Origin of the sequence: Virgibacillus oceani (assembly GCF_014638995.1) — a bacterium.
In the GTDB taxonomy this organism is placed as follows: Bacteria; Bacillota; Bacilli; order Bacillales; family Amphibacillaceae; genus Virgibacillus_E; species Virgibacillus_E oceani.
Genome location: NZ_BMFR01000033.1, coordinates 1 through 14,144, shown reverse-complemented (window position 1 = coordinate 14,144; position 14,144 = coordinate 1). Strand labels below are relative to the sequence as shown.

Annotated in this window: 14 protein-coding genes, 1 pseudogene and 1 riboswitch; of the genes and pseudogenes, 13 read left to right on the top strand and 2 right to left on the bottom strand. The window is 38.5% G+C overall.

Annotated elements, in window-relative coordinates; translation table 11 throughout:
- The first annotated feature begins 521 nt into the window (after positions 1-521).
- The 5 genes from IEV74_RS19330 (at position 522) to IEV74_RS19310 (ending at position 4,488) form a co-directional block, all read left to right on the top strand.
- Positions 522-1,499 (top strand): ring-cleaving dioxygenase, encoded by a 978-nt coding sequence (locus tag IEV74_RS19330; RefSeq protein ID WP_188456986.1) that lies wholly within the window; start codon positions 522-524, stop codon positions 1,497-1,499.
- A gap of 123 nt (positions 1,500-1,622) precedes the next feature.
- On the top strand, positions 1,623-2,054 hold the full coding sequence (locus tag IEV74_RS19325; RefSeq protein WP_188456985.1) for a VOC family protein: 432 nt from the start codon (positions 1,623-1,625) through the stop codon (positions 2,052-2,054).
- 165 nt (positions 2,055-2,219) lie between these two features.
- A complete protein-coding gene (locus IEV74_RS19320; RefSeq protein ID WP_188456984.1) occupies positions 2,220-3,035 on the top strand; it encodes an amino acid ABC transporter substrate-binding protein in 816 nt (271 codons plus the stop codon).
- 1 nt (position 3,036) lies between these two features.
- Complete coding sequence (locus IEV74_RS19315; protein WP_229683265.1) at positions 3,037-3,723, top strand: amino acid ABC transporter permease; 687 nt, start codon at positions 3,037-3,039, stop codon at positions 3,721-3,723.
- A gap of 15 nt (positions 3,724-3,738) precedes the next feature.
- Complete coding sequence (locus tag IEV74_RS19310; protein ID WP_188456982.1) at positions 3,739-4,488, top strand: amino acid ABC transporter ATP-binding protein; 750 nt, start codon at positions 3,739-3,741, stop codon at positions 4,486-4,488.
- A gap of 138 nt (positions 4,489-4,626) precedes the next feature.
- Here IEV74_RS19310 and IEV74_RS19305 read toward each other — a convergent pair whose 3' ends face one another.
- Positions 4,627-5,748: a methionine biosynthesis PLP-dependent protein gene (locus IEV74_RS19305; protein WP_188456987.1), complete on the bottom strand. Its 1,122-nt coding sequence runs from the start codon at positions 5,746-5,748 to the stop codon at positions 4,627-4,629.
- Between the two features lie 154 nt (positions 5,749-5,902).
- The gene (locus IEV74_RS19300) at positions 5,903-7,009 is read right to left on the bottom strand and encodes a 5-methyltetrahydropteroyltriglutamate--homocysteine S-methyltransferase (RefSeq protein WP_188456981.1); all 1,107 of its coding nucleotides are present in this window, start codon (positions 7,007-7,009) and stop codon (positions 5,903-5,905) included.
- Positions 7,010-7,169: 160 nt separating this feature from the next.
- Positions 7,170-7,270: riboswitch (SAM riboswitch) on the bottom strand.
- Positions 7,271-7,431: 161 nt separating this feature from the next.
- On the opposite strand from IEV74_RS19300, the gene IEV74_RS19295 reads away from it, so the two are divergent.
- From IEV74_RS19295 to IEV74_RS19260, 8 genes and pseudogenes are all read left to right on the top strand, one after another.
- Positions 7,432-8,367, top strand: coding sequence for a fumarylacetoacetate hydrolase family protein (locus tag IEV74_RS19295; RefSeq protein ID WP_188456980.1), 936 nt, complete (start codon positions 7,432-7,434; stop codon positions 8,365-8,367).
- Positions 8,368-8,380: 13 nt separating this feature from the next.
- A complete protein-coding gene (locus IEV74_RS19290) occupies positions 8,381-9,766 on the top strand; it encodes an FAD-binding oxidoreductase (protein ID WP_188456979.1) in 1,386 nt (461 codons plus the stop codon).
- Between the two features lie 146 nt (positions 9,767-9,912).
- Positions 9,913-10,341, top strand: a complete 429-nt coding sequence (locus tag IEV74_RS19285) for an RDD family protein (protein ID WP_188456978.1) — start codon at positions 9,913-9,915, stop codon at positions 10,339-10,341.
- Positions 10,342-10,359: 18 nt separating this feature from the next.
- Positions 10,360-10,974, top strand: coding sequence for a 3'-5' exonuclease (locus IEV74_RS19280; RefSeq protein WP_188456977.1), 615 nt, complete (start codon positions 10,360-10,362; stop codon positions 10,972-10,974).
- 230 nt (positions 10,975-11,204) lie between these two features.
- Entirely contained in the window at positions 11,205-12,206 is a 1,002-nt protein-coding gene (locus tag IEV74_RS19275) for a LacI family DNA-binding transcriptional regulator (protein WP_188456976.1), read from the top strand.
- Positions 12,199-13,089, top strand: coding sequence for a ribokinase (gene rbsK / locus IEV74_RS19270; protein ID WP_229683266.1), 891 nt, complete (start codon positions 12,199-12,201; stop codon positions 13,087-13,089). The genes IEV74_RS19275 and rbsK overlap by 8 nt, the downstream gene beginning before the upstream one ends.
- A complete protein-coding gene (gene rbsD, locus IEV74_RS19265) occupies positions 13,089-13,484 on the top strand; it encodes a D-ribose pyranase (protein ID WP_188456974.1) in 396 nt (131 codons plus the stop codon). The genes rbsK and rbsD overlap by 1 nt, the downstream gene beginning before the upstream one ends.
- A 19-nt stretch (positions 13,485-13,503) precedes the next feature.
- Positions 13,504-14,076: pseudogene (locus tag IEV74_RS19260) on the top strand (ATP-binding cassette domain-containing protein); the annotation flags it as partial.
- Positions 14,077-14,144: the final 68 nt, after the last annotated feature.

Genomic DNA, 14,144 nt, shown 5'->3' with positions numbered 1-14,144 from the left:
ATGTAAATTTGTTCATCAAAGCACCCCCATTTGTCAGTTGAGTGTCCAACAATTGGGGGCCAGTGCACGTCAGCACGAGGAGGCTCATCAGCCGCCCACGGAAAGCGTAGTGTATACGGGCTGCGGAATCGAAGAACATCATAAAATGTAATACTTATGTCGCAGTCTACGGAAAATTGGCAGTAAGGAATACGAATACCTAAAAAAGAAAAATCCGAACGAATACAAATTCCAATCAAGAATTCATAGTTCGGATTTTTTTGACTAAGCTACCTTTGTTCCGGCCGCTTTTTATTTTTCAATGACTATTAAAAATGTGGTTTTATACAATATTAAACAGCCGTTTGGATAGAAGACTTTATTAAAGCTAATAAACTTTACGATAGAAAAGCTGTTACGGCAAGAAATAAGAATTTATATTGTATTTTTGACTATTATAACCATTTATGTTATATTTATTTTGAATTCAAAATACCTTAATTAAGAATAATTATTGCAGAAACATAACGGGAGGTTTAATAATGAACGGATTAAAAGGAATGCATCACGTAACAGCCATTACAAGCAGCGCAGAAAAGAATTATGAATTTTTCACATATGTATTGGGAATGCGATTAGTCAAAAAAACAGTAAATCAAGACGATATTCAAACATACCATTTATTTTTCGCTGATGATAAAGGAAACGCAGGGACAGATATGACGTTCTTTGATTTTCCAGGAATTCCAAAAGGTGTGCATGGAACAAATGAGATTGCTAAAACATCTTTTCGTGTACCAAGTGACGCTGCATTAGATTATTGGGCAAAACGTTTTGAACGTCTGGATGTAAAACATACAGGTATCAAGCAGCAATTTGGCAAACATACACTTTCTTTTGTTGATTTTGATGACCAAAATTATCAATTGATTTCTGATGAAAACAATGAAGGGGTAGCGGCAGGTTCACCATGGAAAAAAGGACCGATTCCATTAGAATATGCTATTACGGGTCTTGGACCGATTTTTGTTCGTGTTGCTAACTTTGATTATTTTAAAGAAATGATGGAAAAAGTGTTATTGTTTAACGAAATTGATAAAGAAGGTTCTTATCATTTATTTGAAGTGGGTGAAGGTGGTAATGGTGCACAAGTTATCGTTGAGTATAATACCGTTCTCCCTCCAGCGGTGCAAGGGTACGGTACAGTTCATCACGCCGCATTTCGTGTGGACGATCGTTCTGTTTTAGATGAATGGGATAAGCGGATGAAGAACTTCGGATTCCAAACGTCAGGATTCGTGGATAGATTCTTTTTCGGATCATTATACACAAGAGTTGCACCACAAATATTGTTTGAGTTTGCAACAGATGGTCCAGGTTTCATGGGAGATGAGCCTTATGAAACACTTGGAGAAAATTTATCATTACCTCCATTCCTTGAACCAAAACGAGAACAGATTGAGAACATGGTCCGCCCGATAGATACAGTAAGAAGTACTAAAGAATTTGTAAAAGAATAAGGAAAATGCAGGTAATGGGGACAATTCATCAATGAATTGTCCCCAATTTAAGTTCAAAAAAGGAATTTAAGTATTGAAGTCGAATTTATATATAGAAAAATTAAAAAAAAGAGGTGTATGAACATGATAATAAAATTCCATCCATACTTTGTGACGAATGGAAATGGGCAGGAAGCAATAAAATTTTATGAAGACGCTGTAAATGCAAAAGTATTAAACGTTCAAACATTTGGTGACATGCCTGCAAATCCAGCATCACCTATTCCGGAAGAAGCGAAAGACCGTGTATTAAATGCACATTTAAAAATAGGGGATACAGACCTGATGCTTTCAGATACGTTTCCAGGTCAAACGCACATAACTGGTTCACAAGTTAATGTAGCAATAACGGTAAGTGATGTGGAATCGTCAAAAGATATATTCGAAAAACTGCAGGTAGGTGGAACAGTCGAAATGCCACTTCAGGAAACATTCTGGAGTCCATCCTATGGTCAGGTAACAGACAAGTTTGGTGTAACGTGGCAAATTTCAACAGACATTGCTGAAAATAAATAAAATGTGATATAGAGCTTGGGGGATTCCTAGGCTCTTTTACTTTACTAAAAAGAATGAATTCAATCATTTTATGGAATTCTAAGTTTGAGTAGCAAATCTTTTACTTATTTTATATGATGGGTTATAATCAATTATTCCGATAAAATTACTGGGGGTTTAATAGAAATGAAGAAATTTACTTTATGGGTTTTTATGATTGGACTTATTGCCTTATTAACTGCATGTGGTTCAAGTGACGATAGTGAAAACAGTAATGCTGGCGAGGATGGATCTTCCGGACTGTATGATGAGGTTATGGAAAAAGGTGTTCTTACTGTCGGAACTGAAGGGACATATGCTCCATTTACCTTTCATAATGATGAAGGTGATTTAACAGGATATGATGTTGAAGTTATCAAGGAAATTGCTGATCGTATGGGAGTAAAGGTTGAGTTCATGGAAACGCAGTGGGACTCTATGTTTGCTGGTTTGAATTCCGAACGTTTTGATTTGATCGCAAATCAGGTTGGAATTAACGAAGATCGCTTGGAAAACTATGATTTTTCAAATCCATATACGTATTCAGTGGCAGTTGTCGTTGTACCAAAGGATACGAATGACATCAATTCTTTTGAAGATTTAGAAGGAAAGAAATCAGCTCAATCATTGACGAGTAACTTTGGTGCTATTGCAAAAGAGAACGGTGCTGAGCTTGTAGGTGTAGAAGGGCTCGCGCAGTCGATTGAGTTGTTGAAGCAGGGGCGGGCAGATGTAACCGTGAATGATAAGCTTGCGGTTCTTGATTATTTGAATCAAGAAGGTGATGATAGTATAAAAATAGCAGCAGAAGAAAGCAATGCTTCTGAAACAGCATTTACATTCAATAAAGGGAATGACAAGTTAGTTGATGCAATTAATGAACAATTAGAATCAATGAGAGAAGATGGTACGCTAGCTAAAATTGCGAAAGATTGGTTTGGTGAAGATGTTTCATCTAAATGATATGTTATTTACAATAACTGCTGACCAAGGAGGGTGGGAGCTTTTCAAAAACTCCCTCCTTCCCATGATTACAGGTGGAATTAAATATACAATCCCATTGACACTTATATCATTTGCAGCAGGTTTGATATTGGCTTTAATTACAGCAATTATGCGTCTTTCGAAATCGGCAATCGTGCGAACCCCGGCTGTTGTTTACGTTTCAGCAATTCGAGGAACACCTTTGCTTGTCCAATTGTTTATCGTATTTTATGGCTTACCTAGCATGAACATTACTATTGATCCATTTCCAAGTGCTATCATTGCGTTTAGCCTTAATGTAGGGGCTTATGCATCGGAAATAATTCGCGCCTCCATTTTATCGATTTCAAAAGGGCAGTGGGAAGCAGCCTACACAATTGGTATGACGCAAAACACAGCATTAAAGCGAATTATTCTGCCACAGGCTACCAGGGTATCGATTCCTCCATTGTCAAACACATTTATTAGCTTAGTCAAGGATACATCGCTTGCTTCCTTAATACTTGTTACGGAATTATTTAGAAGAGCGCAAGAGATTGCTGCGGTGACATATGATTTTATGCTGATCTATATAGAGGCAGCCATTCTTTACTGGATTATCTGTTTTCTATTATCGATTGTGCAACAGGCTATTGAAAAACGACTTGAGCGTTATACAGCAACATAAAAAGGGGGGAAACTGGTGTTTTTAACAATTAACGGTTTAGCTAAAGCTTTCGGTGATTTAGAAGTATTGAAAGATATTGATTTGGAAATTGAAAAAGGCAAGGTTCTATCAATAATGGGACCTTCTGGATCAGGGAAAACGACACTCCTGCGTTGTTTAAATGCACTAGAACTGCCAGACAATGGGGTGTTTTCATTTGAAGATGGACTTACTCTAAATTTTGATAAGAAAATCAGTAAACAAGATGCCTTAAGACTAAGACGTAAATCGGGAATGGTTTTTCAATCTTACAATCTTTTCCCGCATAAAACGGCTTTAGAAAATGTGACTGAGGGACCAATCATTGTTCAGAAACGAAACAAGACCGAGGTACGGGAATTAGCGGAGAGTCTTTTAGAAAAAGTTGGACTGAAGGATAAAATAAATCTTTATCCGCATCAGCTATCTGGCGGACAGCAGCAGCGGGTTGGAATTGCCAGGGCACTTGCAATAGAGCCAGAGTTAATGCTGTTTGATGAACCTACATCTGCTCTGGATCCTGAGCTGATTGGGGAAGTCTTGACGGTAATTAAAGACCTTGCTAGGGAAAACTGGACGATGGTTATTGTTACCCACGAAGTTCAGTTTGCTGAACAAGTGTCAGATAAGGTACTTTTTATGGATAATGGGTACATTGTTGAACAGGGGCCACCGGAAGAAGTGCTTAAAGATCCGAAAGAAAAACGTACACAGCAATTTTTGCAAAGAATACTGAATCCATCCTAACCAGACGTTCCATTATGGGTGACGGGTTTCTGTAGGAAATAAGAAATTCTTAATGAAAATAGCAGGGAATTTCCTGCTATTTTCAGGTGCTCCAATGATATGAAGGACAAACCGTTTTCAGTTCGTCTTTTAAGATGCTCATATCCGAATTTCCTCCCTTTCCAACGCTGAAAAGACCTGCTGCAAATCCGAAATTAGGTCTTCTGCCGATTCAATGCCTACGGAAAAACGTAATAATCGATCGCATATCCCACGGCGTATGCGTTCCTCTTTTGGAATGTCAGCATGCGTTTGTGTAGCGGGATATGTAATGAAACTTTCTACACCGCCAAGACTTTCAGCAAATGTTATCAATTGGAGTTTTTTCAAAAATGGTTCAATCCATTTACTTTTTCCAAGACGAAATGAAAGCATTCCGCCTTGCCCTGGATATAATACGTCGGTCACCATTGGTTGATTAGCTAAATATTCGGTAAGTATCTTTGCATTTTTTTCATGTCGGTCCATTCGTAATGCCAGTGTTTTCAATCCCCTGATTAACAGCCACGAATCGAGGGGGGATAATACTGCGCCAGAGGCATTATGAATGATTGCCAATTTCTCACAAATTATTTTTCCTTTGGCAACGACTAGGCCTGCTAGAACATCATTATGTCCACCAATATATTTAGTAGCACTATGAATAACAATATCCGCCCCGAGTTCCAGCGGACGCTGAAGATAAGGTGTTAAGAATGTGTTATCAACAATGAGCAACAGGTCGTATTTGGCAGCAAGTGCAGCAAATTCTTCAATATCGATTTCTTGCATTAAGGGATTGGTTGGTGTTTCAATAAATAATGCCTTTGTTTTATTTGTAATCAATTTCTCTGTTTCTTCGGCACTCGTAAATTCCGAATAGTATGTTTGTATATTATATACATATGAATAATGTTCCAGCAGCCGGTATGTCCCGCCGTAAATATCCTCTGGTACAATTAGTTCATCTCCGGACCTGAAAAGGGAAAGGGTCAGTTGTATAGCAGCCATTCCAGAGCTGCAGGCGTACCCAAAATCGCCATTTTCCAGGTTTGCAATTCCCTCTTCTAATACGGTTCTAGTTGGATTCTTGGTTCGTGTATAATCATATCCAGTCGAATTGCCAAGCCCTGAATGCTGGTAGGCGGTTGAAAAATAAATAGGAGGATTCACGGCACCTGTAGTCTGATCACTCTTATTACCTAATTGTACTAATCGAGTTTCAAAGTCATTATTTTTCATGTGATTCATTCCTTTTAAATTAGGACCCTCTATCGCAAGAAGGCCCCAATATGATATGACTTCTAGATAGGCGATTGCCTGTGCAATCTGTACATCAAAGTGTCAATACCCATCATTTTCTCCTGCTATGCATGGAAGTGTTTTAACGGGTGCCCTACTCCCAAATTTCTTTTGAAATCTCAACAATAAATTTTAGTTTTTCCCACTGCTGTTCCTCAGTAAGTTTATTGCCATGATGGGTGGAGGCAAATCCGCATTGTGTACTTAAACATAATTGATCAAGCGGAACATATTGCGATGCTTCTTTAATGCGAGCTTTAATAATTTCTTTGTCTTCGAGTTCCCCGCTTTTAGAAGTTATAACACCTAAAACTACTTGTGCACCACCATTCGGAATATAATCTAATGGTTTAAAATCTCCGGAACGTTCATCATCATATTCCAGAAAGAAGCCATCAACTTTTTCCTTAGCGAACAATGTTGGTGCAATTAGTGCATAGCTTCCTTCAAATGCCCAATTGGATCTATAGTTTCCACGGCAAAGATGGGTTGTTACGACTAAATCTTCTGGTTTATCTGCTAAAACACTATTAACCACATGTAATGCCAAATTAATTAATTTCTCTCTGGAATATTGCCCATCGTTAAATGGAATATTTGGTGAGGACAGTCCCGCTATATAAACATCATCGAATTGTAAATATCGTACACCAGCATTATAAAATGCCTGTATTGCATCACGGTAGGTATTGATTACATCAGTTGCATATTCATCAATATCGGGATAAATATTCTCATCACGGATAGCGACATTGAACAATTGGTTAGGACTTGGAATGGTCTGTTTAGCAACCGCCCGGCCATCAACTATTTTATTAAATTCTTTAAAATCTTTTATAAATGGATGGTTGGGATTAAAAGAAATTTTCCCTGTATTGCGTATGTTATATCTTTCTGTTTCCTCATTTCCGTTAAAAATATAGCCGACATCCGGTACGTACCCTTCTACTCCATTCAAATGCTCCAAGAAATCTGTATGCCAAAATCTGCGCCTGAATTCACCATCCGTCACAGCTGATAGTCCAACTTCGATTTGTTTATCGACAATACGCTTAATTTCCTGTGTCTCGACTTTACGTAATTGTTCAGCAGTAATGGTACCTTCCTTGAATTTTTTTCTTGCTTGGTGTAAGTTATCCGGACGTAATAAACTCCCAACGTGATCTGCTTTAAATGGTGCTTTTGTTAATGTAATTGACATGTAAATTCCCTCTTTCTTATCAAATTTTAGGTAACTAAATAATGTGGTTAAGCCTAATCGGTAGAGTTTTGTGTTTTCCTCCTTTTCATTCATAATTTGGGGGATAATAAAAACCCCTTCCTGAAAACAAGAAGAGGTTTAGACAACGTGCTAATTTCTCTTCTTATCTTCAAGCTTTACGCTTCTGGAATTAGCACAGTATTAAAATAACCTGTTGCTGAGGCTTCAAAGGGCCAGTCCCTCCACCTCTCTGGATAAGAAAAATACATATTAAAATGTAAATGTTATTAAACACAATACATATATGAGAATTAAATGTCAAGAGAAAATTTAGAATATTTTTAGACTGAATATTGGGGATAGATTGAAATTTTGTGGTACGATAAATAATAATATGACCTAATAAATGAGGTGGATTAAGCATGAAAATAGTTAGCTACAAGTTGAAAGGAAAGCCTGGTTCGTATAGGGTAGGCTGTGTAATGGATGGTAATGTGATTGATTTACAGGAAAGCTACCTGGCATTCCTTAGCTCAAAAAATAATAAAGACGCCGTTCATTTAATTGATCAACTTCTTCCATCTGAACCACATGCCTTTTTTTCCATGGGAGCAGCAGCAGTAGAGCGGGCCAGGGAGGCATGTGATTATATAACGAAAAATGGTGATTCCGGTGTAATGCTGTACTTTGAGGAGGTAAGTCTAGCAATCCCTAATCCGGCACCTTCTAAGATTATTTGTGTTGGGAAAAATTATGCCGAGCACGCTGCAGAGATGCGAAGCGACATCCCTGAATTTCCTGTTCTATTTGCCAAATTCAACAACGCACTTATTGGGCCGGAGGATGATATTGAAAAATCTGCATCAACAAAAAAGCTGGATTACGAGGCAGAGCTGGCAGTAGTAATTGGAAAGGAAGCTTCTCATGTTTCCAAAGAAGATGCACTTGAATATGTTGCAGGTTATACGATCGGCAACGATATTTCTGCCCGTGATCTGCAAAAACGAACACCGCAATGGCTGCAGGGAAAATCATTAGATCGCAGTACACCGATTGGTCCATGGATTGTAACAGCGGATGAAATCGGATCCCCTAACAATCTAGCAATTCGTTCTTATGTAAATGGGGAGGAACGTCAGAACTCCAATACAAGCAAATTGATTTTTGATATACCATTTTTAATAGAATTCATTTCAAGCCTAATTACGTTAAATCCAGGCGATATTATTTTAACTGGTACACCCAATGGAGTAGGTTTTGCGATGGATCCGCCACAATATTTAAAAGGTGGGGATCGTGTAACATTAGAAATTGAAAAAATAGGGAAGCTAGAAAATAAAGTGATGGAACGAGAATAAAGGAGTTGTAACAATGGGACTTAACGAAGAGTTGCAAGAAGCGCTAAATAATGACCGTGTAACGGCTAACGAAACTGTTCTCCGGCAGCATAGTAAGGATGAATCTTATCATACACCTAATTTGCCAGCAATTGTTGTGTTTCCAGAGACTGCTGATGAAGTAAGCGAGATTATGAAAATAGCAAATAAATATCATTCCCCTGTTGTACCTTTTGGGTTTGGTTCCAGTTTAGAAGGAAATGTCATTCCAAATAAACAGGACACAATTACAATTGATTTTTCTCTTATGAACAAAGTTTTAGAAGTTAGGGAACAGGATTTCCTTGTTAAAGTTCAGCCTGGTGTTACACGCTCACAATTAAACAAAGAGCTGAAAAAATATGGACTATTTTTTTCAGTTGATCCTGGTGCTGATGCGACACTCGGCGGTATGGCAGCAACGAATGCCAGTGGAACAACAGCTGTAAGGTATGGAGTAATGCGTGATCAAGTCCGTGATTTGGAGGTGGTTCTAGCTGACGGGACAATTATTCATACTGGTAATCTAGCAGCAAAATCGTCATCTGGTTATCATTTGAATGGTATTTTTGTAGGATCTGAAGGGACACTGGGCTGTTTTACTGAGTTAACACTAAAGGTTTATGGAATTCCCGAACATACTATGGCTGCAAGGGCATCATTTGATAGTGTTGATGATGCAGTTGAAGCAGTTGTTGGGATTTTGCAGGCAGGTGTTCCCGTTGCAAGAGTTGAGCTTGTGGATGAACAGTCGATGAAGCAAATGAATCTTTACAGTGGAACAACATACAAGGAAGGTCCGACATTATTCCTGGAATTCCATGGCAATGAGGCAGGGCTCAATCATGATGTCGAATTTACGAGAGAGATTGTGCTTGACAAAGATTGCAAAGAAATAAAATTTGAAACAGATACAGCCGCTAGAAATCGTCTTTGGGAAGCACGTCATAATGTAGCATATGCCTATATTCACGGCCATCCGGGGAAAAAGCAGATGGTGACGGATGTTTGCGTGCCAATATCTGAGCTTGCAGGTGCTGTCAAAGAAGCAAGATTGGCCATTGAAAGCTCGGGACTTGAGGGTGGAGTTGTTGGCCATGTTGGTGATGGTAACTATCACGCTTTAATCATGATCGATCCGTCTAATCCGGCAGATGTAAATTTGGCGAAACAGGTCAACGCACGAATCGTAAATTATGCCTTGGAAAGAGGCGGAACCTGTACTGGTGAACATGGTGTTGGAATTGGCAAACAAGAATATCAAGAGAAAGAACACGGCGAAGCATTAGGGGTAATGCAAAAGATTAAGCAGGTGCTTGATCCTGACAACATATTAAACCCCAACAAAATTATAAAGGAAACCTCCATAGAAACGTCATAATATCAACGTTTTTGCATTGCTGTACGTTTTTGTGCAGTAATGCAAAATTATTTACAAGTTCATTTCTTGTGACTTACACTGAAAATATATTACTTAGCATTTATTGTAATAATAGCTATTTACAAAATGAAGGAGTCTTACAATTAATGGAACATTATAAACCAGCGGGCTTTTGGATACGATTTCTAGCCAATCTTGTCGATGGCGTGTTTACTTTTATACTTGCAGTTATTATTTCATTTCTTATACAGGATGCAAGTTTATTTGAAAAATATACTTCAGTTGAATCTTCACCATCAGAAGATATTGCCAATTTAATTTACGGTGTCATTTTTGTTATTATATTTACTGGAAGCAAGTTTAGAGGCAGTCCAGGGAAAATGGTATGTAAAATCCAGGTTTTGGATAAAAATATGATGGCACAAATAAGTTTGTTGAAATCACTTGGAAGGGCTTTTGCCTATATTCTTTCTGCGCTTCCATTAATGATTGGGTTTATGATGGCGGGCTGGAATGAAGAAAAGAAAGCCCTGCACGATATTATATGTGGAACAAGGGTTGTTTATCGAGATTAGAGCGAAGGGGATTTTATTATGGAATTTGTCTCCATTGATTTTGAAACTGCAAATGAAAAACGCAGCAGTCCATGTGCAATTGGTGTAGTCGTCGCCAATAAGAACGGGATTGTTGATGAATATTATAGCTTAATAAATCCACTTATGGAATTCAGCCCATATAATACATACGTTCATGGAATTACGGAAAATGATGTAGCAGATGCACCAACATTTCCGGAATTGTGGCCAGCCTTACACAATTATCTTGCTCATAATCTAGTAATTGCCCATAATGCAAGCTTTGATATGAGTGTAATTCGGCATACGCTAGATCGATTTGATCTGCAATATCCAGATTTGGAATATCTCTGCACAGCGAATATTTCCAAACGGGTATGGCCGGATTTACACAATCATAAATTAAATACGCTTGCCGACCATCACCATATTATGTTTGAACACCACCATGCGTTGGAGGATGCAAGGGTAGCTGCAAAAGTTTTTTTAAAGGCTATTGAGGAATATGAAGTCGGCTCGGTAGAAATGTTTTTACAAAAATGCAAGATTGCAAAGGGCAGAATTTATGAGCGGGGATATGTTCCACCAAAATCAAAGGCTGTGAAGAGAAGCAGTAAGATTAGATTATTCTAAGGAAAAAGCATGGAATTAATCCATGTTTTTGTTCGTTTGTGGTCATCCCTAAGATTTGTATTTACAGGATTAGTGTATTTTATAAAAAAGATTGACACTAATTTAGATACATTTTATTATTAATGTAACGGGTTACATAAAGCAGGTTCAAATGACGTGTTTTTTATTTAGCTTTAGATGTAACGGGTTACATAATATTTTCAATAAATTTATGAGAGTGGTTTTATATAATGACAACGATAAAAGATGTTGCGAAACTTGCCGGTGTATCAACAGCTACTGTTTCACGAGTTATGAACGGTACTGGTTATGTAAATCCATCGACAAAAAAGAAGGTCAACAGCGCAATTAAACAATTAGATTATCGGCCAAATGATGTAGCACGAAGTCTGTTTAAAGGGAAATCGAAAATGATAGCTTTGTTTGTTCCAGATATTATGAATCCCTTTTTCCCGGAGCTTGCTCGAGCAGTGGAGGACGTCACGAACCATCATGGTTATACATTCATTTTGTGTAATACGGACGATGAAATCGAGAAGGAACAAACGTATTTGAATGCATTGCAGCAGAAGTCAGTAGATGGCATTATAATAGTGTCCAGTACGATAACAAAAGAACTCATCAGTAAAATTAAAATACCTATTATTGCTCTTGATAGAATCATTGGGGCAAATATGTCATCTGTAACTGTCAATAATCGAGAAGGGGCAAGAGAAGCTGTACGGTATCTAAAATCGATAGGCTGTCAAAGAATTGCGCATATATGCGGACCGGATCATGTAATTAATACAGCAGAACGCATGAAAGGCTACCTTGATGAGGTAAAGGATGAGGATTGGTTTTTATCAAGCTATATAGTAAGTGGCGAATATTATTTTCAAACAGCGACCCAAGCGATGAAAAAGTTACTAACGGTTCATCCCGAAATAGACGGTATTTTTGTAGGAAATGATTTGATGGGTGTAGGGGTATTAAAGGGTGCTAAAGAACTAGGAATTCGCGTTCCGGACGAATTATCTGTTATCGCTTTTGATGGAATTATGCTCGGGGAAACGACAACACCATCGCTTACAACTATGGCACAGCCCATCTACGAAATTGGTGCACGGGCTGCAGAGATGCTTCTTGAGCAAATAAATGATAGCAAGTATCAATCAAAAAGAGAGGAATTTACTGTTCAGCTTATTGAACGTCAATCAACAAGAAAAAGGGGAGAATCAATTGATCGTTAACTCAACTGTCTGTGTTGTGGGAAGCATTAATATGGATTTAACCATTGCTGCAGATACAATGCCGATGAAGGGTGAAACCGTAATGGGTGGAGAATTTGCAACATATCCTGGTGGGAAAGGTGCAAATCAGGCTGTTGCAGCAGCACGCCTTGGGTCAGCAGTAAACATGATCGGTGCTGTTGGCAATGATTCATTTGGGTCAACACTCATAGATCATTTGCAATTAGAAGGTATCAATGCAGAGGGAATAGTGACATTGTCTGATGTTTCAACAGGTCTCGCGAATATAATTGTTTCGGAAGGTGATAATCGAATTATTGTTGCTTCCGGCGCTAATCGTTTGGTAACCCCGGCACATGTTAAAAAACATAAGAAATTAATAGAAAATAGTGATATCGTGCTGCTTCAATTAGAAATTCCAATGGAAACAGTGATCTCCACGTTAACGATAGCCAATGAATATGGTATTCCCGTTATCGTTAATCCCGCGCCATATCAGCAGCTGCCAGATCTGGTACTTACTGGCTCAACCTTTCTCACACCTAATGAGATTGAAGTCCAAACAATGAAAAATACTCCAAGATTTGCTTCCATTCAGGAAAAAGTAATTGTGACACAGGGTGAACGAGGTGTTCAATTTTATGATAGAGGTGTAAGTCGGTATTTGCCGAGTCATCAAGTGGCAGTGAAGGACACTACCGGAGCCGGGGACACATTCAATGGTGCACTTGCATCACAGCTTGGTGGGAAAGTACAGCTGGCTAGGGCCATTCAATACGCGAATGCTGCGGCTGCATTATCGGTCACAAAAGTTGGTGCACAAGGTGGTATGCCAACTGGGCAAGAGGTGGAACAATTTATTCTGGAAGGGACGGTTTCTTAGTGAAAAAATCAGGCATATTAAATCGAGATATTACATCCGTACTGGGGAAACTTGGACATACAGACAAAATCATTATAGCGGATTGCGGACTGCCAATTCCGGATGACACGCATTGCATAGATTTGTCGTTAACCTTAGGAACACCAAGTTTTATAACAGTTTTCAAAGCAATTACCGATGACATGGAAGTAGAAGAAATGACAATTGCAAAAGAAATTTATGACAAAAATATTGTATTGCATGATGAACTGAAAAGCTATTATCGTGATGTTCATATAAATTATGTATCACATGAACAGCTGAAGGCAGAAATTCCTAAGGCAAAAGCTGTCATTCGCACGGGGGAAGCTACACCATTTGCTAACGTCATTTTGCATGCAGGAGTGATTTTTTAATGATTAGGGGGTGCGCAAAATGGAAGAAACACCTTTTGTTGAAATGAACTATATTGACAAATCCTTTTCAGGCAATCAGGTGTTAAAGGATGTACATTTCAAGGTTGCCAAAGGGGAAGTTCATGCTTTAATGGGGGAGAATGGAGCAGGGAAATCAACACTAATTAAGGTGTTAACAGGAATACATGCGCGAGATAATGGAGTTATCAAGATTAAAGGCAGAGAAGTGGATTATTCCAACCCAAAGCAAGCAGAACAGGATGGAATTGCCGTTATTCACCAGGAGCTTAATATTATCCCGCATTTAACGGTTGCCGAGAATATGTTTCTTGGTAAAGAACTAACCTATGGAAAAACCGGCATCCTAAATACGAAAGAAATGAAAAAACAAACCGAAGCCAGTTTATATGCTTTAGGTGTAACAAACATTCCGCCCGATGCTACGGCGGGAGAATTGTCTGTAGGTAAACAGCAAATGGTCGAGATAGCTCGTGCATTAGCGACGAACGCGGAGTTAATCGTTATGGACGAGCCCACAGCAGCACTAACAGAACGTGAAATTGAGAGCCTTTTCAAAGTTGTTCAATCACTACTGTAAAGCATCACTTTATTCCCTCCAAAAAAGGCTTACTTTATTCACATTTCTCCGGTGTGATCGCT

Excerpts from the sequence above, each read along its gene's own strand:
- IEV74_RS19330 (WP_188456986.1), top strand. The coding sequence starts at position 522 with ATGAACGGATTAAAAGGAATGCATCACGTAACAGCCATTACAAGCAGC.
- IEV74_RS19325 (WP_188456985.1), top strand. The coding sequence starts at position 1,623 with ATGATAATAAAATTCCATCCATACTTTGTGACGAATGGAAATGGGCAG.
- IEV74_RS19320 (WP_188456984.1), top strand. The coding sequence starts at position 2,220 with ATGAAGAAATTTACTTTATGGGTTTTTATGATTGGACTTATTGCCTTA.
- IEV74_RS19315 (WP_229683265.1), top strand. The coding sequence starts at position 3,037 with ATGTTATTTACAATAACTGCTGACCAAGGAGGGTGGGAGCTTTTCAAA.
- IEV74_RS19305 (WP_188456987.1), bottom strand. The coding sequence starts at position 5,748 with ATGAAAAATAATGACTTTGAAACTCGATTAGTACAATTAGGTAATAAG.
- IEV74_RS19300 (WP_188456981.1), bottom strand. The coding sequence starts at position 7,009 with ATGTCAATTACATTAACAAAAGCACCATTTAAAGCAGATCACGTTGGG.
- IEV74_RS19295 (WP_188456980.1), top strand. The coding sequence starts at position 7,432 with ATGAAAATAGTTAGCTACAAGTTGAAAGGAAAGCCTGGTTCGTATAGG.
- IEV74_RS19290 (WP_188456979.1), top strand. The coding sequence starts at position 8,381 with ATGGGACTTAACGAAGAGTTGCAAGAAGCGCTAAATAATGACCGTGTA.
- IEV74_RS19285 (WP_188456978.1), top strand. The coding sequence starts at position 9,913 with ATGGAACATTATAAACCAGCGGGCTTTTGGATACGATTTCTAGCCAAT.
- IEV74_RS19280 (WP_188456977.1), top strand. The coding sequence starts at position 10,360 with ATGGAATTTGTCTCCATTGATTTTGAAACTGCAAATGAAAAACGCAGC.
- IEV74_RS19275 (WP_188456976.1), top strand. The coding sequence starts at position 11,205 with ATGACAACGATAAAAGATGTTGCGAAACTTGCCGGTGTATCAACAGCT.